The organism is Enterobacter sp. H2G27 (assembly GCF_054403075.1).
The window spans coordinates 55,683-73,635 of sequence record NZ_JBSVSI010000002.1; the positions used below are offsets into that span (position 1 = coordinate 55,683).

At 46.1% G+C, this 17,953-nt stretch carries 14 protein-coding genes and 7 pseudogenes; 15 read left to right on the top strand and 6 right to left on the bottom strand.

Features of this window, described 5'->3' with window-relative positions:
- Window positions 1-205 precede the first annotated feature (205 nt).
- The 7 genes and pseudogenes from ACW9E7_RS21925 to ACW9E7_RS21955 all read left to right on the top strand — a co-directional run bounded on the left by ACW9E7_RS21925 (window position 206) and on the right by ACW9E7_RS21955 (window position 7,483).
- The gene (locus ACW9E7_RS21925) at window positions 206-3,157 is read left to right on the top strand and encodes a Tn3 family transposase (protein ID WP_458728467.1); all 2,952 of its coding nucleotides are present in this window, start codon (window positions 206-208) and stop codon (window positions 3,155-3,157) included.
- A 117-nt stretch (window positions 3,158-3,274) separates the two neighbouring features.
- Window positions 3,275-3,856, top strand: coding sequence for a recombinase family protein (locus ACW9E7_RS21930; protein WP_106668269.1), 582 nt, complete (start codon window positions 3,275-3,277; stop codon window positions 3,854-3,856).
- Between the two features lie 81 nt (window positions 3,857-3,937).
- Complete coding sequence (locus ACW9E7_RS21935; protein WP_458728434.1) at window positions 3,938-5,431, top strand: PhoPQ-activated protein PqaA family protein; 1,494 nt, start codon at window positions 3,938-3,940, stop codon at window positions 5,429-5,431.
- Between the two features lie 123 nt (window positions 5,432-5,554).
- Window positions 5,555-5,776, top strand: a complete 222-nt coding sequence (locus tag ACW9E7_RS21940; protein ID WP_458728435.1) for a hypothetical protein — start codon at window positions 5,555-5,557, stop codon at window positions 5,774-5,776.
- Window positions 5,777-5,924: 148 nt separating this feature from the next.
- Window positions 5,925-6,644 carry an autotransporter outer membrane beta-barrel domain-containing protein gene (locus tag ACW9E7_RS21945; RefSeq protein WP_458728436.1) on the top strand — a complete coding sequence of 240 codons (720 nt, stop codon included), beginning with the start codon at window positions 5,925-5,927 and terminating at the stop codon, window positions 6,642-6,644.
- 121 nt (window positions 6,645-6,765) lie between these two features.
- A pseudogene (locus ACW9E7_RS21950) lies at window positions 6,766-7,218 on the top strand (autotransporter outer membrane beta-barrel domain-containing protein); the annotation flags it as partial.
- Complete coding sequence (locus tag ACW9E7_RS21955; protein ID WP_458728468.1) at window positions 7,100-7,483, top strand: autotransporter outer membrane beta-barrel domain-containing protein; 384 nt, start codon at window positions 7,100-7,102, stop codon at window positions 7,481-7,483. The pseudogene ACW9E7_RS21950 and the gene ACW9E7_RS21955, both read left to right, overlap by 119 nt.
- 44 nt (window positions 7,484-7,527) lie before the next feature.
- Here the strand turns inward: ACW9E7_RS21955 and ACW9E7_RS21960 are convergent, their stop codons facing one another.
- On the bottom strand, window positions 7,528-7,767 hold the full coding sequence (locus ACW9E7_RS21960) for a hypothetical protein (RefSeq protein ID WP_252076451.1): 240 nt from the start codon (window positions 7,765-7,767) through the stop codon (window positions 7,528-7,530).
- On the opposite strand from ACW9E7_RS21960, the pseudogene ACW9E7_RS21965 reads away from it, so the two are divergent.
- A pseudogene (locus ACW9E7_RS21965) lies at window positions 7,736-8,251 on the top strand (integrase core domain-containing protein); the annotation flags it as partial. The gene ACW9E7_RS21960 and the pseudogene ACW9E7_RS21965 overlap by 32 nt on opposite strands.
- Window positions 8,252-8,674: 423 nt before the next feature.
- On the opposite strand, the gene ACW9E7_RS21970 reads toward ACW9E7_RS21965, so the two are convergent.
- The 4 genes and pseudogenes from ACW9E7_RS21970 to ACW9E7_RS21985 all read right to left on the bottom strand — a co-directional run.
- Window positions 8,675-9,223, bottom strand: a complete 549-nt coding sequence (locus tag ACW9E7_RS21970) for a helix-turn-helix transcriptional regulator (RefSeq protein ID WP_458728437.1) — start codon at window positions 9,221-9,223, stop codon at window positions 8,675-8,677.
- Between the two features lie 73 nt (window positions 9,224-9,296).
- Window positions 9,297-9,659 carry an autotransporter outer membrane beta-barrel domain-containing protein gene (locus ACW9E7_RS21975; protein WP_458728438.1) on the bottom strand — a complete coding sequence of 121 codons (363 nt, stop codon included), beginning with the start codon at window positions 9,657-9,659 and terminating at the stop codon, window positions 9,297-9,299.
- 152 nt (window positions 9,660-9,811) lie between these two features.
- Window positions 9,812-10,087: a hypothetical protein gene (locus ACW9E7_RS21980; protein ID WP_252076401.1), complete on the bottom strand. Its 276-nt coding sequence runs from the start codon at window positions 10,085-10,087 to the stop codon at window positions 9,812-9,814.
- Window positions 10,088-10,597: 510 nt separating this feature from the next.
- Window positions 10,598-11,002 (bottom strand): annotated as a pseudogene (locus tag ACW9E7_RS21985) (transposase); the annotation flags it as partial.
- On the opposite strand from ACW9E7_RS21985, the pseudogene ACW9E7_RS21990 reads away from it, so the two are divergent.
- The 4 genes and pseudogenes from ACW9E7_RS21990 to ACW9E7_RS22005 all read left to right on the top strand — a co-directional run.
- Window positions 10,989-11,468 (top strand): annotated as a pseudogene (locus ACW9E7_RS21990) (transposase); the annotation flags it as partial. The pseudogenes ACW9E7_RS21985 and ACW9E7_RS21990 sit on opposite strands and share 14 nt — an antisense overlap.
- A gap of 16 nt (window positions 11,469-11,484) precedes the next feature.
- Window positions 11,485-11,763, top strand: a pseudogene (locus ACW9E7_RS21995) (IS3 family transposase); the annotation flags it as partial.
- 187 nt (window positions 11,764-11,950) lie between these two features.
- Window positions 11,951-12,847 carry a helix-turn-helix domain-containing protein gene (locus tag ACW9E7_RS22000; RefSeq protein WP_252076400.1) on the top strand — a complete coding sequence of 299 codons (897 nt, stop codon included), beginning with the start codon at window positions 11,951-11,953 and terminating at the stop codon, window positions 12,845-12,847.
- A gap of 140 nt (window positions 12,848-12,987) precedes the next feature.
- A pseudogene (locus ACW9E7_RS22005) lies at window positions 12,988-14,122 on the top strand (IS3 family transposase); the annotation flags it as partial.
- A gap of 801 nt (window positions 14,123-14,923) precedes the next feature.
- On the opposite strand, the pseudogene ACW9E7_RS22010 reads toward ACW9E7_RS22005, so the two are convergent.
- Window positions 14,924-15,100 (bottom strand): annotated as a pseudogene (locus ACW9E7_RS22010) (IS3 family transposase); the annotation flags it as partial.
- Between the two features lie 676 nt (window positions 15,101-15,776).
- On the opposite strand from ACW9E7_RS22010, the gene ACW9E7_RS22015 reads away from it, so the two are divergent.
- From ACW9E7_RS22015 to ACW9E7_RS22025, 3 genes are all read left to right on the top strand, one after another.
- Window positions 15,777-16,268 carry an Hcp family type VI secretion system effector gene (locus ACW9E7_RS22015; RefSeq protein WP_252076399.1) on the top strand — a complete coding sequence of 164 codons (492 nt, stop codon included), beginning with the start codon at window positions 15,777-15,779 and terminating at the stop codon, window positions 16,266-16,268.
- Between the two features lie 54 nt (window positions 16,269-16,322).
- Window positions 16,323-16,730 (top strand): hypothetical protein, encoded by a 408-nt coding sequence (locus ACW9E7_RS22020; RefSeq protein ID WP_458728439.1) that lies wholly within the window; start codon window positions 16,323-16,325, stop codon window positions 16,728-16,730.
- Window positions 16,731-17,295: 565 nt separating this feature from the next.
- Entirely contained in the window at window positions 17,296-17,784 is a 489-nt protein-coding gene (locus ACW9E7_RS22025) for an Hcp family type VI secretion system effector (RefSeq protein ID WP_252076397.1), read from the top strand.
- Window positions 17,785-17,953: the final 169 nt, after the last annotated feature.

Here is a 17,953-nt window from a genome sequence, read left to right on the forward strand (position 1 = left end):
GGCTGAACTTCTTCAGCCGCCCCCTGACCCGACGAGAAAAGAAAACCGAAAATTCCGCAGCCCAGAAGGGCTGCGGTCCTTTTGTGTGGATAACGACCTGGCCTGGTGGGAGCGAAGCTGCAAAATGCGACATCTGACTTTTTTGAACTGGATCTGAGTAAAAAACACTCACCTGTGAAATGGTTGGCATAGCGATTAATCATTGATGATTCAGGGAGTTGTGATGTTGTCACCGGAACAGACTTTTGATGGCAGGGACGAGTGGCGTTTGCTTGCTGAAGAGCTTTCCCTGTTACCGGGAATGACCGATACAGGGCGCCTGGGATTTGCCATTCAACTAAAATTCCGACAGGTACAGGGCCATTACCCTGAGTCATTAAACGATTTCCCTTCAGGTGTTGTGCATGCTATTGCTGAGCAGATCGGATGCACTTCGGTATCTCTTGAAAACTATCCGCTACAGGGACGGCAGGCTCAGCGGCACCGCCAAAATATTCGTCGCTATCTGGGTGTCAGACTCCCCAATAAAGCTGATATCGCACGACTCAGCACCTGGTTAACCGAATTTATCCTCCCGTTAAACCCGCAGGCTGTACACGGCAGCGAACTTGCTACTGACTGGTGTCAGGAGCAGCAGATTGAACGGCCCGCTGCCGAGCATCTGGATCGGATTATACGTTCAGCCGTGCACCAGTTTGAAACAAAGCAACAAAACACCATATTTACCCGACTTTCACTCGACAGTAAGGTTGCCATCAATCACTTACTGTCCGCCGAAGAACCGGGCACTGCCAGAATAAACGAAGTCACATTCAGCGGCCTCAAAGCTGACCCGGGAAGGCCCAGTCTGGAGAATGTTCTTTCCGTCATCGCCCAGCTAAAATGCCTTGATGGTGTTGCGCTTCAGCCGAATATTTTTCAGGGCATATCCCCTAAATTCATCGTGCAGTTTCAACAACGGTGTGCAAGTGAATCGATCAGGGAGCTTCGTCGCCACCCTTCCGCGATCCGTTACAGCATGGTAGCTATGTTTTGCTGGCGTCGGCGCCAGCAACTGACCGATGCGCTGATTGAGATGTTGATGGTGCTAATCCATAACCTCGGCACCCGGGCTGAAAAAAAGGTCGATAAAAAGCAGTTTGCGGCGTTTAAAAAAGTAAGGGGCAAGGCGCGCCTGCTGTTCCGCATGGCCGAGGCCACTGTTGACCAGCCGGACGGCGTCATAAAGGAGGTTGTCTATCCCGTTGTCTCACAGAAAATGCTGCAAAATCTGGTCGATGAATTCAAATCACTCGGGGTAAATACCGAACAGGAAGTACATGAATCCATGCGTTCTTCTTACGGTAGCCACTATCGTCGGATGTTGATGCCGGTACTGGACCGGCTTGAGTTTCAGTCCGGCAACGCCCTGTATCGCCCTGTGATTGATGCCATCCAGATTATTAAGGAAAACAGGACCAGCAATCAGCATTTCTATGTGGTGGGTGATGTGCCTGTTGACGGTATTATTCAGAAAAAATGGCGGGATGTTGTCATCGTACAGAGCCCGTCCGGTGAAGAGCGTATTAATCGTATCAACTATGAAATCTGTGTGTTACGGGCCTTACGCAAAAGTCTGCGCAACAAAGAAATCTGGGTCACCGGCGCTGATCGTTATCGTGATCCGGCAGAAGATCTCCCTGCCGATTTTGTCACCAATCGCGCATATTATTATTCCCTGTTGCAGGCACCTACTGATGCGACAACCTTTATTAACCAAATCCAGGACAGGATGCGTTACTGGCTCGGTACGCTGAATAATGGTCTGCCGGATAATCCCAGACTTCGCATCAGGGAACAGGGGAAAAACCGCATCCACCTGACACCGCTGGATAAGCAGGCAGAGCCCCCCAACACCGCAGCGCTGAAACAGGAGATTGGCCAGCGCTGGGCCGATCTGGAGTTGATAGACATACTCAAGGAGGTGGATTTACGGGAACATTTCTCGTCGTTATTTCGCACATCTGCCAGTCGGGAAGTTCTTGAGCCCGAGGTATTACAACACCGCCTGTTGTTATGTCTGTTTGGCCTCGGCACCAATGTAGGCCTGAAGCGTATCGCCAGCCAGCAACCCCGCGTTAACTATGATGAATTGCGCTACGTTAAACGACGGTTTATTCAGAAAGATGCTTTACGCTCGGCTATTTCACATATTGTGAACGGTATTTTCCGTATTCGTCAGCCCGCTATCTGGGGAAACGCGACGACATCCTGTGCTGCGGACTCCCGAAAGTTTGGTGCTTATGATCAGAATCTGATGACCGAATGGCATGCCCGCTATGGCGGGCGCGGTGTGATGATTTACTGGCATGTCGATACGCACTCCACGTGTATTTATTCACAATTGCGCCGCTGTTCCTCATCGGAAGTGGCCGCGATGATGGAAGGCGTTCTGCGTCACTGTACTGACATGGAAATCAACCACCAGTACGTGGACAGCCACGGACAAAGTGAAGTGGCCTTTGCGTTCAGTGATGTGTTGGGGTTCGATTTGTTGCCGCGCCTGAAAGCTATCGCCCGGCAGAAACTGTATGTGTGCGAAAAGCAGGATGCCTCGTTGTACCCGCATCTGACGCCAATTTTAACCCGGGGGATCGACTGGGAGCTTATTGCACAACAGTATGACGAGATAATCAAATATACAGCGGCACTTAAAACCGGAACCGCCGAACCCGAGGCCATATTACGACGATTCACCCGCAATAACATTCAGCATCCAACCTATAAGGCACTCGCAGAGCTGGGTAAAGCGATTAAGACTATCTTCCTCTGCCGTTATTTACACGATGAGTCACTGCGTTGCGAAATTAATGCGGGTCTCAACGTCGTTGAAAACTGGAACAGCGCCAATAATTTTATTTTTTATGGCGAACAGGGAGAATTCACCAGCAACCGGCCTGCGGATCAGGAGCTGTCGATGCTCTCTCTGCACCTGTTGCAAATCAGTCTGGTCTATATCAATACCTTGTTGATCCAGAATGTGCTCGCAGAGCCGGTCTGGCAGCAGCGAATGACAGAAGAAGACTGGCGTGGTCTGACGCCATTGATATACAACCATGTTAATCCATATGGTCGTATCGAACTGAACATGGATCAACGGCTGGCGCTGGCAGCCTGAAAGTGTCCATAACCGTCCGGTTTCGTACACCGGGTCTCAATACTGTCCGAAAGTAAGTGAAATTAATTGCGGATATGCATTATGATTCGTACATCCTTTTCGTACGGAAATTTGGTCATGTCACGCGTTTTTGCCTACTGCCGTGTTTCCACACTGGAGCAGAACACGGAAAACCAGCGCAGGGAAATTGAAGCAGCCGGGTTTGCCGTCAAATCCCAGCGGCTGATCGAGGAGCACATCAGTGGTTCCGTTGCCGCCAGTGAGCGGCCTGGATTTACCCGCCTGCTCGACAGAATGGAAAATGGTGACGTGCTGATTGTCACCAAACTGGATCGTCTTGGACGAAACGCTATGGACGTCAGGAAAACGGTGGAACAACTGGCGACATCGGATATCAGGGTTCACTGCCTGGCGCTGGGTGGCGTGGATCTGACCAGTCCGGCGGGGAAAATGACCATGCAGGTGATCTCGGCTGTCGCTGAGTTTGAGAAGGACCTGTTGATTGAGCGCACACATTCAGGTATTGCGCGTGCCAGGGCTTCGGGAAAACGCTTCGGGCGTCCTTCGTCACTCAATGGGGAACAGCAACAGGTGGTGCTGGAACGTCTTAAAGCTGGAGCAAGTATTAGTGCTATTGCCAGAGAATTTGGCACCTCGCGGCAGACTGTTATTCGTTTGCGGGATAAGGCCGGAAGTTAATATGCAGCAATAAGGCTGAAGACCATGATAGTTGTCAGCCTGTAATGAATGAGTTTTTGTTCCCACTTTAAAAGGAGTTAAATGATGAAAATCAAAGTATTATATATGGCGATGCTGTTTATCTCGCCTGCCTGTCTGGCGTTGTCTTCTCCCGGAGAAAAGTATAAAACCACAAATCTGACGCATGTCATTTCTGATTACCGGATGTCACTTGCGGCACTTCCTCTCGATTATTCTCTCCTGGAAAAAAAACAACTCCCCGGGGTTATGCTGCAGAGGTATAACCTGAATTCACAGGCGTGGTCCCCGCAAGGCGTCGTCTCTCCGGAACGCTGGCAGAACGGGGTGGATATCTATATTCCTGATTCCGCCAGAGAAAATAATGCGCTTGTTGTTATCAATAACGGCAGCAACAGCAATGGCTCGGGCAGTCCTGTGGCGCCCACAAACTTCAGCGAGGAAGAACTTACACGTATTGCGGTTGCCACACGAACTGTGGTGATCTCAGTCAGTAACGTTCCTAATCAGGTACTGAGTTATCAGGGAGTAACAACACCGCTGGCTGAAGATGACAGTGTGGCATATACCTGGAAACTGTTTATCGGCGATACTCAGAAATACCAGAACGCGTCCCTTCATATCCCTATGGCAGCGTCGGTATCGCAGGCGTTCAGGCTGGCGAAGAAAGAACTGGCACAGCAGAAAATAACTAAATTTATTGTCGCCGGCGCCTCCAAACGTGGCTGGGCCGCGTGGCTGACAGCGCTGTCGGACCCGGACGTCGATGCCGTTGTTCCTTTCGTTATGGACCTGCTGGATACTAAAAAGTCTCTTGAACACATGTATCAGTCATATGGAAAAAACTGGCCGGTAGCCTTTTATCCCTATTATAAACAGGGCGTTGACCAGCAGATTGGTACGGATGAATTTGCAAGCCTGATGACGCTTGAAGACCCTCTGACTTATCTGAATACCGATATGGGGGATCGCCTGAAAATTGATAAATATATTATTAATGCCAGCGGTGATGATTTCTATGTGCCTGACAACAGTCATTTTTATTATGACCAGTTACCCGGTTCCAAGTCCCTGCGGGTTGTACCTAACTCCTCACATAACGGAATTCTGTCCGTTGCGGAGCAGTCGCTTATAAGCTTTGTTAACCGTTTTCAGGAGAAGCAAAAGCTCCCTGAAATTATGGAAAAAGTACAAAACAGCGGGGAGGGGAAAAAAGAGCTGGCGGTAAGCTTCTCAGAGAAGCCGGCAACCGTTTTACAGTGGACAGCCAGGAACCCGACAGCAAGGGATTTTCGCTATGCGTGCGATGTCAGATACAACTCAGTTCCCGTCAGTCTGAGTGGCGGCGGTGATACACTCAGCATTCCGCTGACGGTCCCCGACAGCGGATGGCAGGCCACTTACATTGAGGCTATCTTCAGTGACGGGTATGTGGCCACAACCCAAGTGTATATTACGCCTGACGATAAATATCCTGAAACTGCCCCTCCATCTGCAGGAGCAGCCTGTCAGACTCTTCCGGGTCGGGGACTGATCCCCACATCTGCGAAACGGTAATGTCGCAACCACAATCCATGTGTTTAAACCCGGTGGCAAAAGCTGCCGGGTAAGTCTTCACGCAAATGTCGCATTTTGTAGCTTCGCTCCCACTGGGCCGACCTGTTCAGGCAGATTTTAACCATGCGTGCATCAGGCAAAAACTGTTTAACTGGTAAACTACCTGTGTTCAATTCAATTACTTCAATGCCTGTCTCTGAGTCAGGAAAGAGTCAGCGCTTTAATTTATCCCCTCTGGCTGTATCGCTGACCATCGGCTTTTCCTTCCCTGCCGGAGCGGCCGACCTGACAGTAATCCGGCCGGAGGAGGAGCTCCAGTTAACGGTGGGCGAAAAACTGGAATGATGACATTTTCGTTAGCAGTTCACCTGGAGGTGCTTCTCTGACCATTAACGGCGCGGGCGCATCAGAGCCTGAACCGGGGAGTGTCTCTGCAAACTACGATATATATGTCGGCTATGGCGATAGCGATGGCGCGACCGCCACCGGCACCATGACGGTTGATAACGGGGCGTCCGTCTCTGCGGACTATATAAGTGTCGGCACTTTTTATGGTGCTACCAGCACGGTCACAGCCAGTAACCACGGCATACTGAACGCCGCGGTTATTCACCTCATTAATGGCACCCTTAATATCGGGAGGGCCGCCAGTCAGGAAGCCACCGGGGCCGGGAAGATGGAGGCTGACCGCATCGCGCTTTACACCGATACCCTACAACAGGGTGAAATTAACTTCAATCATACGGACGCAGACTACGTCTTCGTCTCCTCGGTAACCGGCTACGGGAACATTAATGTCCTGCATGGCTACACCACTCTGGCCGGAAACAATACCTATTACGGAACCACCTCCGTTCAGGGCGGTACCCTGGCGGCAGGGGCTGAAGGGGCATTCAGTGACAAGTCCAGCTACGCCGTGCATACCGGAGGGGCGCTTGATCTCAGCGGGTATAACCAGACCGTGTATTCTCTGGTTAACGGCGGTACGGTATTCTTTAATCAGCATCAGTCTTCTGTCGGGCCCCCCCTCACGATGAATGAGTATATCGGTGATGGCGGGACGCTGGTGTTCAACTCGGTTCTGGAGGGGGATAACTCACTCTCTGACAGGCTGCACGTCAAGGGAAATGCGGCAGGCAACAGCTACGTTCAGGTCAACAACCTGGGCGGGCACCCACTAAGTCCGTCCGGGTTCGGGCAGTTATATCACTAACCTTGCTGCTGCCCGTGAAATGCTCATTACACGCCTTGAAGACCGCGATGGTATGCAGGCATATACCGATATGCTGACGGGCGAAGAGAAGATAACCAGTATGTGATTACGTACAGAAGGCCGCCACCTGGACAGCAAACAAGCTACTGAGCAGCTCGATACCCGTGAGAACCGTTATGCGGTACAGCTGGGCGGGGCTGTCCTCAGCGGCTCGTTCACGGGTACGGACAGGTGGCGTACCGGATTGATGGCGGGATACGGCAGCAGCCACAGCACAACCACCTCATCCCTGACAGATTACCGGTCTGAGGGCAGCGTCAGCGGCTACAGTGCGGGGGTCTATGGCACCTGGTATCATAATGCTGACCAGAAAATCGGGGCTTACCTTGACAGCTGGGTGCAGTATGCCTGGTTCAGCAATGAAGTGCAGGAAAAGGGATTGCCCGCTGAGAAATATGATTCCGGCGGGCTGCAGGTTTCGCTGGAAGGGGGGTATACCGTTCCTGACTGGGGGAACGGAGCAGAATACGTTCTTTGTTCAGCCTCAGGCTCAGATTGTGTGGAACGATGTTAAGATGGATGAACATCGTGAAACAAACGGGACTCGAGTTTCAGGTAGGGGGGATAACAACGTACAGAGCCGGGTGGGCGTGAAGGGCTTTATGGAGCACCGCTCGGGCAAGGACAGTGTCTGGAAACCTTATCTGGCCGCAAACTGGATACACAACAGTGAAGAAGCAGGCGTGAGGATGGGCGACGTGACGCTTTACGGTGCAGGGCAGAAAGACCAGGTAGCTGACCTGACTGAACTACCGTCTGGCTTTTGCCGCAGTTCCTGATGGCGCAGGTTGGCAGCAATGGTTTTGATGTTGTATTATTAATTTTACTGCACCATGCGTAGAGCTGCGATTCGTAAATACTGAGTTACAGGCTGCGGCGGCAACGCCGATGTTAGTAATGTCTTCATAATCCACATGAGGACATCCCCATGATGAAACGTTTTTCCTCCGAACAGATCATCAGTATCCTCCGCGAGGCTGAAGCCGGGGTTTATGCCTGCTAGCTCTGCCATAAGTACGCCATTTCCGACACCACCTCTGACCAGGTCAATGAATTTAGTCATGACGCTGACCAATGGTGGCAGGATCAAGTGCCTGACCTATGTGGACGACGTTATAAAGAAGTGCCTGAGAATTATCACCGCATTAGAAACTTCAGGCGTTCAGGTAACACGTATTCTGGACAGTATTGCACTGTTTCGAGGCTATCCGACCACGATAAGAACGGACCAGGGGCCGGAGTTCACCTGCTGCGCACAGGATCTATGGGCCTCTGAGCATGGTGTTGAGTTACAGTTAATCCAGCGGGGTAAACCAACGCAGAACGAATTTATTGAGAGCTTTACCGGACGATTTCGCGATAAATGTCTGAATGAACACTGGTACAGCGAGATCGTTCACGGCAGGAAAATCATTGACGACTGGCGACAGGATTATATCGAGTGTCGGCCACATTCGGCACTGGATTATCAGACGCCATTAGAGTTTTCAGCACGGTGGAGAATTGGAAAATGTGAAGGTAAACAAACCTACATTACTAACGGATAGTTGTAACTAATACTGGGGGGATGTTCATGCCCTCCTTTCTCGCCAATGGTTAACCTATGGAGCTTTGTATCAGTAATAAAAAAAAGCCGGGCAAGCCCGGCAGGCCATGAGCCAAACACAACGTCTTGAAAATTTGTCTGTGTTTTTATACAATCCAAATAGATATTACATCATCAAGCTAATTATTTTAATAAAATAAACGTCATAATCTTCTGATTTTACATCTATACGAAAAAATAGATTTTATCAAATTGTTAGTGATTTCTTTCGTAACCATAATCATTGCTTTCAAGCTCCTTAAGGGTAGGCGTAGCGATGTTACATACCAAAAAAATAATTATCAATCAAGCCAGAGCAGTACGCAACATTTGCCTAAGCTTATAGTGATTATTTGCAAATGATTACAATTTAGTAATCTAGGAATCAAAAAAAACCTTCATCTGAACATTGTTTTATAATTTTTGATTTTTTGAAAAGTTCAACTCTAGTTCGAAGCCCTAATTTACTTATAGAAGAGCTTATTTGTGAGTATGTTGTTTTAGTGGAATGGCTTTTCTTTTTCGCGATATTATAAATGGGCACGCCACTAACATAAAGAAGAACCACATCGCGTTCCATTTTTGTAAGGTTTAATTTAGACTTTTTTTTATAAAAATTTTCTTCATTATCAATAATATTATTCAAACACTGCTTTATTTTTTTATAAACTTGCGTGAGCTGAAGATTTAAATTAAAAAAAGAAATATTTTTCGAGAGCTTCAAAGAAGCCATAAATCGCAAATTCTTTTCTGTAGTGAATAGCAAGAAGTAATTTTCTTCATTATATAATAAATCATGAATTTGACTAATTTCATTCAACTCCCCGACTAAAAAGAATATGCAAATTGATTTATCACTGTGGTTTTGAAAATCATCTACGAGAAATCGCAGCAAGTGATCTGAAACGATATTTATATAGGTGCAGTCACTCATTATTGATATATTGTTCATAGTATTAAAATAACTGTAAATTACATTCAATGTTGAAAGAAATGTTGCCGGGAGGTTACACACTAAAATTATGAAACATCTTAGATTGTATATCTAAACTAGAATTCGTAACGAATACATGTATTTGCACCCCATTAACTCCTAAATTATGCACTTGTACATTTGAAACCCCATCTGTATTTCCAGTGATATGAAGTGTATCAGATAACGAATCGTCGCCCTCAAGAGCACTGTTGAAAACGAGATTTCCATTCTGGCCATGATAGTCACCATTCACGGTTAAGGTTGTACCAGCTGTTGAGCCACTTTCGTTAAAATAAATTATACCCGAATTATTTATTGCCCCTGTGATTTGACTGAAACCATTCAAATCAATCAGACCGTTGGAAGAAATAAAGTGTTCAGATGATGCCCTCATTACATTTACGTCTAGCGCTCTAAACGTTGCTTTGTCTACAACGGTATAATCACTAAGAGTGTTTCCCCAGAAAAAAGGTTATGCCTCCGGTAAGAAACTTGTTACCAGAACCAGAAAAACCATAATCAACAGTATAGTTATTATCGCTATGCTCATAATTTATGTGACCATAAAATAACTTTATCGATTATCAAATACCCAAGGGTAGTTGTTTCAAAACTTCCAATGTTAATAATTGTAGTTCCAGTGCCTGCATTCACTGTTGGCGCAATTAGGCTACCCCCATCAACAATATCTAGCTCAGCAAAAGATGTTTCATCGGGAGCAATCATAAAATATTGAGATGCATTCCATATACTATCTTCACTTGATATGAAGACATGCGCACGTCCTCCGTCGACTCCGATAATCCCACCTGAATAAGTCATACCTCCTTCTTCGATGTTTACAATGCCTGCCCCGTAACCTACCCCGCAGCCGTAAAGGAGAAAATCACATCACCACATATGACGTTGAGTGTTGAATTATTATCTATATCAACATCATTATAAACAAAAGTGTCAGACTCCAAGACTGAATCTTGGTTTGTTAACGCTAGAGTTTTTGCTCTTCTTTCAACTAATAAAGACAAGGACAGAAGACTAAAAGTTAAAAAACTTATTCTCAAAATATACATAATGAATGTACAACTCAACTTTAACTTTTTTTAAAATGAACAACAAAAAATGTGTATCTAATAGTATAGACATCCATGCAGGCCGTAGCATGTAATGTCTCCCTCTTCTAAACCAGAAACAATCTGTTAACATGCTGTGATTTTGTTAAGTTTGAATCGCCACGGATAATCTAGGCACTTCTGAGCCGTTGTTGGACTGACCCCGCCCCCGTAGACGATCCTGCCCTATAGTTTGAGCATAGCAACTGTCTTTCGGGCGCGACTACGAAGCATGCTGGTGATACATCGGATCCCATGCTTCATTCTTTTTCAGCATTGCGTTCAAGATGGTCAGTAATTTTCTGATGCACGCCGTCAGTGCAACTTTTTTGGGCTTTCGTGCGGCAACCAGGCGTGTATAGAACTCTTTAATTACCGGGTTGTGCCTCATCCCAACCAGAGCTGACATATAGAGAGCTGTACGGACGGAAGCTCGCCCTCCGAATACTGTTCGGCGACCGCGCATCGTACTGGAATCCCTGTTTACTGGAGCAACTCCAATAAGAGCGCTAATTTCACGTCGAGAGAGCGAACCAAGCCCAGGAACTTCAGCCAGCAATACAGCAACAGTCGCAGCCCCAACGCCTTTATCTGCACTCAGTAGATCAGATAACTCCCTGAAATCGCTGGCCCGCAGATATCTTGAGCTCCATGACGAAATAGCCGATCTGGACGTCATGATAACGTCAATAGCCGATGAGCTGGCACCTGAGCTTATCAAACGTAAAGCGGTGGGATATGAATGCGCTTCGCAGCTGTTGATCACTGCAGGTGATAATCCTCAGCGTCTGAACTCTGAGTCCGGCTTTGCGGCGCTGTGTGGCGTAAGCCCTGTCCCGGTATCTTCCGGAAAAACGAACCGGCACCGACTTAATCGTGGCGGTGATCGCGCAGCCAATTGTGCCCTGCATATTATCGCGATCGGTCGATTACGGACAGACGCGAGAACACAGGAATATGTGGCAAAGCGGGTAGCAGAATGTCATTCTAAAATGGAAGCACTGCGTTGCCTCAAGCGCTGTATCTCACGTGAAGTCTATACGCTGCTGCGAAATCAAAATCGGCAGATCAACAGTACCCAAATAATGACTTGACTCTTAGAAGGGCGTCCAGGGCAGCCAGTACGGCAGTGACGACTGGCAACGGTTCTGTTGAGCCAATAACCTGGCACCGAGCATGAGCCGGCGTGGCAACTGCTGGGATAATGCAGTGACCGAATCGTTCTTGAGTTCGCTAAAAAAAGAACGGATTAGAATACGTACCTATAAAACCCGGGATCTGGCCCGGGCCGATATCTTCGATTACATTGAAGTCTTCCACAACCGGGCCCGGCGTCACAGACACCTCGGCGGCGTCAGTCCGGAGGCCTTTGAACAGGCCTTTTCGTGAGGACAGGAAATGTCTATTGTCGTGGGGTCAGTCCATAAATGACTCATAGGTGTCTGTTAAACCCGTGGCGATTCAGTTTAGATACCCATATAAATACAATCATCAAAAGCATACGTATTGAAATTGTCAACAGACAATAATTATTGTATATTACTTTGTGCTGACATAATTAATTAGGTGTGATAACATGTTAAAGAATGAAAAAAATTTCTCTTTCTCAGTTATTTATAAGCTTTTAAGCTACATCGGAAATAAATCACCTAATATTATTACCGTGATGGAGTTACAAAAGATTTCTGGTTATAGCAAAAGACATTTAACTCGTCTTTTTGTTGATTACACAAAAAAACGCCCTTCTGAATATATAAAAATCATTCGAGCTTACAGAATCTATATTGAGCTGAAATACACCACTGGCACATATACAGAAATATGCCATAAATATAATATAAAAGACAGCCATAACTTTAAGAGGCATTTTCTAAAATTAACTGGAAATATCCAGTCTTGTGTTAATCACACTGATGAAAGAAAATTAATCGGCGGCTTTAAACCTCAAATTAAAATTGCAAAAAAATATTTATCATGTTCCTTTGTTAGCTTGTTTGACCATAACACCCATGCCAAAGGCATGCGCTTTGTTTTTACTCGCTCTATTGATGACATCATGAAAAGTCATTTTGAATTAATCGAGGCTGTTAAAAGCCAGTTTTGTAAGGAATATAGTATTAACCAAGATGAACTATGGACATGTGTCAAATTCAAAGCATATGACAAAACTTCTTATGAGATAACAATAACTCCATGCATTTTGAATGACAAATATAAACTGCCTGTCGGAAGTGATTTGTCTTTAAAAGGAGATTACCTTTGTTTCTCTTGGGTGGGGAAATTACAAGATACTTTTCCCATGGTGAAAAACATATACGATCTTATCTTTCTTCAATTTGGTGCCATACGAAAAGAAGGGTATGATATATCACGAAGAGAAAGTATAGGCGGTATTAGAGATTACTATAAATACACATATTATATCCCCATCGTTATTAATGAATCTATACTTCTAGCACTAGAAGAAAACTGAATTTAAAAAGCACGCCATAATCCGCATTTATATGTACATGTATGAATACCGAAGTTACTGCATCACTGTAATAGCCCCCGTTTAAACCAGACACTTCACCAGTAAGAGATAGTCATAGAACTATGTTTAAGGAGTGCCCTGTGCAAAGAATCGAAGTTATCACTGGCGAGCAAAAGCGCCGTCGTTATACTCCCGAAGAGAAAGCCTGTTTTTTGCGCTCGCCATGCAGCCCGGCTACACCGTTTCACTCGTTGCCCGGCAATATGGCATCACACCCAGTCTTCTATTTAAGTGGAAACGGCTCATGAATGATGGTGGGGAAATCAGCGATCGCCGCTGGCAAAAAGGTGGTCAGCATCTCTGAAGTTAAAGCGCTGGAGAAAAAAAATAAACAGCTTGAGCAGATGCTGGGGCGCAAAACGATGGAAGCCGAAATCCTTCGGGACGTGCTTGAGATAGCACAGGCAAAAAAGTTGATATCGCGCATGCCATTGCTACCTCCGGACGATATCCCCTCATCCGAATAGCTGAAATACTACAGGTATCGCGTTCGAATCTTTATGAACGGCTGCTGGAGAAACGCCAGTACCGGTCAGCCCGCTACAACAAAGACGATGACGCCCGACTGTTGCCACTTATCCGCCAGATATGCAGTGAGCGGGTGACGAACGACTATCGTCGCGTGACTGCACACCTCAATCGTGCGCTGAAGGAACAAAACTGGCGGGTTAACCCAAACGTATTTACCGGATCATGCAGGCGAATAACCTGTTGCTGGCAAAATCAGGCCATAAAAAGCCAGAGCGCTGTCATACCGGCGACGTCGTGACATTGAATCCAGATACGCGCTGGTGTTCAGATGGCTTCGAAATCCGCTGCTGGAATCAGGAAGTCGTGCGGGTGGTGTTCAGCCTTGATTGCTGTGATCGCGAAGTTATCAGTTGGTCGGCGACAACAGGCTGGATATACAGCGTTATGGTGCAGGGTCTGCTGACAGAGAGTGCAGAAAAGCGCTTTGGAAATACAATTTACCTGCCGCACGCCGTTGAGTGGCTGACTGATAACGGGAGTTGCTGCATAGCGGACGCAACAAGAACGTTCGCTGCCTCACTCGGGTTCATCGTGTGTACGACGCCAGTGCGCAGTCCGGAAAGCAATGGGATGGCAGAATCGTTCGTGAAAACGTTCAAGCGTGACTACGTGTATATGAATGACCTGCCGGATGCAGTAATCGTAATGGAAAAAATGGCGGAATGGATGGAAGTCTATAATGACTGACATCCCCGTAAAGGGCTGAAGATGCAGTCACCAAGGGAATACAGAAGTTCATTACTTGCTATAAATTAAACGTGTCCGTTTTAGCGGGGGCAACTCCAATCTCCCTGTATCCATATGGCAAACTTACATAGCTTTTCACTGATTATTAAAGGGCTTCACCTCATTACGTTAGTTAACTCACGCAGTAAACACATTTAAACTGCTTCCCTTCGCCATTTAATGGGCTTTCACCATCGCGGACTACTACGGAATCTCCGTAAGTCAGGGCGTCATCGGAACCATTCCCCCTTACCATCCATCGCTGACCTCCCCACGTTCACCTACCTAGACTCAGATATTCTAAGCATGCTGCTCATCACAATCTTTGTCTTTGCTAGCATCAAGTTGGAAGAAGTCAGCAACGTGCCCGTGATAGGGCTTGTTGTCCCGTTGTTCTGCTTACATATCAAAACACTTTCGATTAACATTGCATATCTATCAATGTTGGTGTCTTCTGCACGGCCTGTCAGACCAAATATGCCGTGGTGACATTTTGAACCCACACAGGCGTTTTAACGTGTTCATGTTCTTCAGCCTTTCGGCACTCAATCTTGAGGATCGTCTCGGCTTAATGGTCTCGCCTTAATCCCCGTTGTTACATCACCCTGCGGGTATGCTGTAGGTTATTACCGCTCAGGTTCTCCACCACCACACCCAGTGGGAATGTTGGGCTTCTCGTCATGAATTACCGATTCAATATACCAGAAAGACTAGTGGTTCATTTGAGCCTCGACACTCGCCCTTAACTCTGGATGCATTATAATTAATATTGATGAAACAGACCTGATTGGCCCAGACAACGGTAAACTGCCGCTGCACGCCATTAGCAGCTACTCCTGAAGGCCTGACAGTGATACGAGGTGGCGCTTTATAGCCGCGTACAACTTTAATCGGTTTCAGTTGCATGACGCTGTTCTCCCGTTTTTTACCGCAACTAATCAATGATAAAAAGAGAATTTGTTAATATATCAGCTGTATTCACGTGTTAAATCGCATTGCGTATCTCATTTGGCTTAAAAAAATTCAGACGTTTCGTGTGATTGATTGTTTTTTGCACAAAACCATTCCTGGATTTCATTTATCACCTCTTATAAACCCTTATCTCGTGGGGATTGGAGAAATTACACATGCGATTTTTTTATCTAAAAGAGTTGATCTGTGTTTATCAACAACCTCTCCAGCAAAACATTGTTACATATATTTGTTTCCGTTCCATAGTAAAAGTTTTCTAAACTCTTGCTATTCGGCTTCGTCTGAAAAAGACAAGCTTCTAACAATACAGTGTCGGCATGCTAGAGAATGGAATGCGCTCGATTTTATATTCCGTCTTTTTGGTTTATAGCATTAGTTGTAGGTGCTATATTATTAATTCCTGACTGGCATTGAACATTTCATTACATTATAAAATAGGGGATAGTATGTTTAATTCTTCCCAGTGCTGTGGCGCAGGCCTTCTGTTCACAATTAATAAGGTGCCGAACAGGCGTTTGCTCTACCGCCGTATCGAAATTGGTCAGATTTTGCGGACGAATGAATGTATTGCACTGGACGTTAATCTCGCTGTTATCACTAGAGATAAGTACTAAACTCGACGAGTAAAGGAGTTTTTCACATGGCAATTCCAGCTTATTTATGGTTAAAAGATGATTGTGGAGCGGACATCAGAGGTTCTGTTGATGTGCAGAATCGAGAGGGTAGTATCGAAGCTATTGAGTTTGTACACTCTCTAACCATTCCGACAAGTAATAATTACGGTAACTTGACCGGTACTCGCATTCACACTCCCGTGGTGTTTGTGAAGGAATACGATTCGTCTTCTCCGTACCTGTATAAGGCAGTGACAACAGGGCAGACACTGAACTCTGCTGAATTTAAGTGGTATCGCATTAATAATGCCGGGCAGGAAGAGGAATATTTCAACACAAAACTGGAAAACGTGAAGGTTGTATGTGTTGCACCTGTGATGCATAACGTCAAAAATCCCGCGACGGAGAAATTCAACCATATGGAGAGTATTCAGTTGAGCTACGAAAAAATCACTTGGCATTACAAAGATGGCAACATCATTCATTCAGATTCCTGGAATGAACGTGAGACTGCCTGACAGGTACTTAGCTATGTAACCCCTGCTGATCATATGTTAATTATGGAGTGAACAATGCCTGTATTTGATAATCCAAGGCTTGCCCGTCGCGATGAGTTGGAATCAGTGGTAAGCAACCATTATACGCCTGGTTCGGTTTACATCCCGGCAGTAGGCTGCATCAATCAGACGCTGAAACAGTTCGGTATTGGCCTCAGTTCACGTTCTCTCAGCACTATTGCTGACAACGTCCGTCAGGACCATGGCGGTATGCGAACAGAGGCTAGCTCATCTCTTCGAGAAAGTGCCGTATTTACCCGCGATACGTTAGACGCTCTTAATAGAGGGCATTTTGGTGAGGCACTGGCTAACACAACAGGTGTGCTGATGAATGCGGCAGGCTGCGCTCTTTACTTCGCTAATTATGACCGGGAGCGTCTGTCGCAACTGTTGCGGGCGTTTTATGACGTTTTTCATCCCTGAATTATCATGCTCACTCACAGACAAGGTGAACTGACAGATTTATTTTCTAAGCGTCCGAGGTGCGGTCTTTCAGCAAAAAATCCAAAATCTACCAACCCGATAGCATGTGCTTTGGTCCCTATTACAAGCAAAACGATGTTCGGTAGCGAGTCTTGGAGTCGACAACCAGAGCGTTACATGGCAAATCCATATCATCCTGCCACAACGTCTGAACACTTACTGTGAAGGTGTCTGTCTCTATCAGACCCGAGGGCATGCGGATATTTTACCGGAACACTTGTTGCAAACAACTTGAGCAGGAAGAATTAGAGACTCGTCGCTTCGATTGGGATATGGATGCCATCTGGTAGTGTTTGCTGGGCCCGCAGTATAATCTGAAGAGCTCAATATGCAACCCTCACATTATTTAAATTTTGATGTAAAACTTCGACCTAAACGGCATCTCATCTGCCTAAAACATGATATCAATACATCATACCAGATTGAGGTGGGAAGATATTTAATCTCCGAGAAAAAAACATCCAATCTCTAAAAGTATTAACTAGCAACCTGAGGAAAATTGAAAATGCCAATACCTGCGAATATGTGGATCAAAGATGATGGTGGTACGGACATCAAGGGCTCTGTTGATGTTCAGAATCGAGAAGGTAGTATTGAAATTATCGGGTTATCCCATGGCTTGACACTGCCAGTGGACTGGGCGAACGGTAAAATCACTGGCACACGTCAGCATTCATCGATGATGCTTGAAAAGGAAATTGATCGCTCTTCGCCCTATCTTAACCGCGCAGCAGTTACTGGACAGACTTTGCAATCCGCCGAAGTCCGTTTTTATAAAATTAACGATGCGGGGCAAGAGGTATGTTATTACATAATCCTTCTTGAAAAAGTGAAGGTTACGAGTGTAAATACTTCTATTCCTAACACGAAACTTTCAAGTTCACAGCTTAACCATGTGGAACACGTCAGTCTAAATTACGAAAAAATCACCTGGCACTACGTAGACGGTAACGTGAAGTTTACAGATGCGTGGAACGAGCGAAAAACATTGTAAAAATAATATACTGTTATCTATATTTATTTAAAGCCAATATTTATTATATTTTTAGACGTAATGCTGGTCGTGCTCAACGATATTTACCGGAAGCACTCACCTTAAAGAGCACCGACAGCGTCGCTTGATTTTATCCCTGGAAGCAGGCGCAGGATGGTAATTACACCTG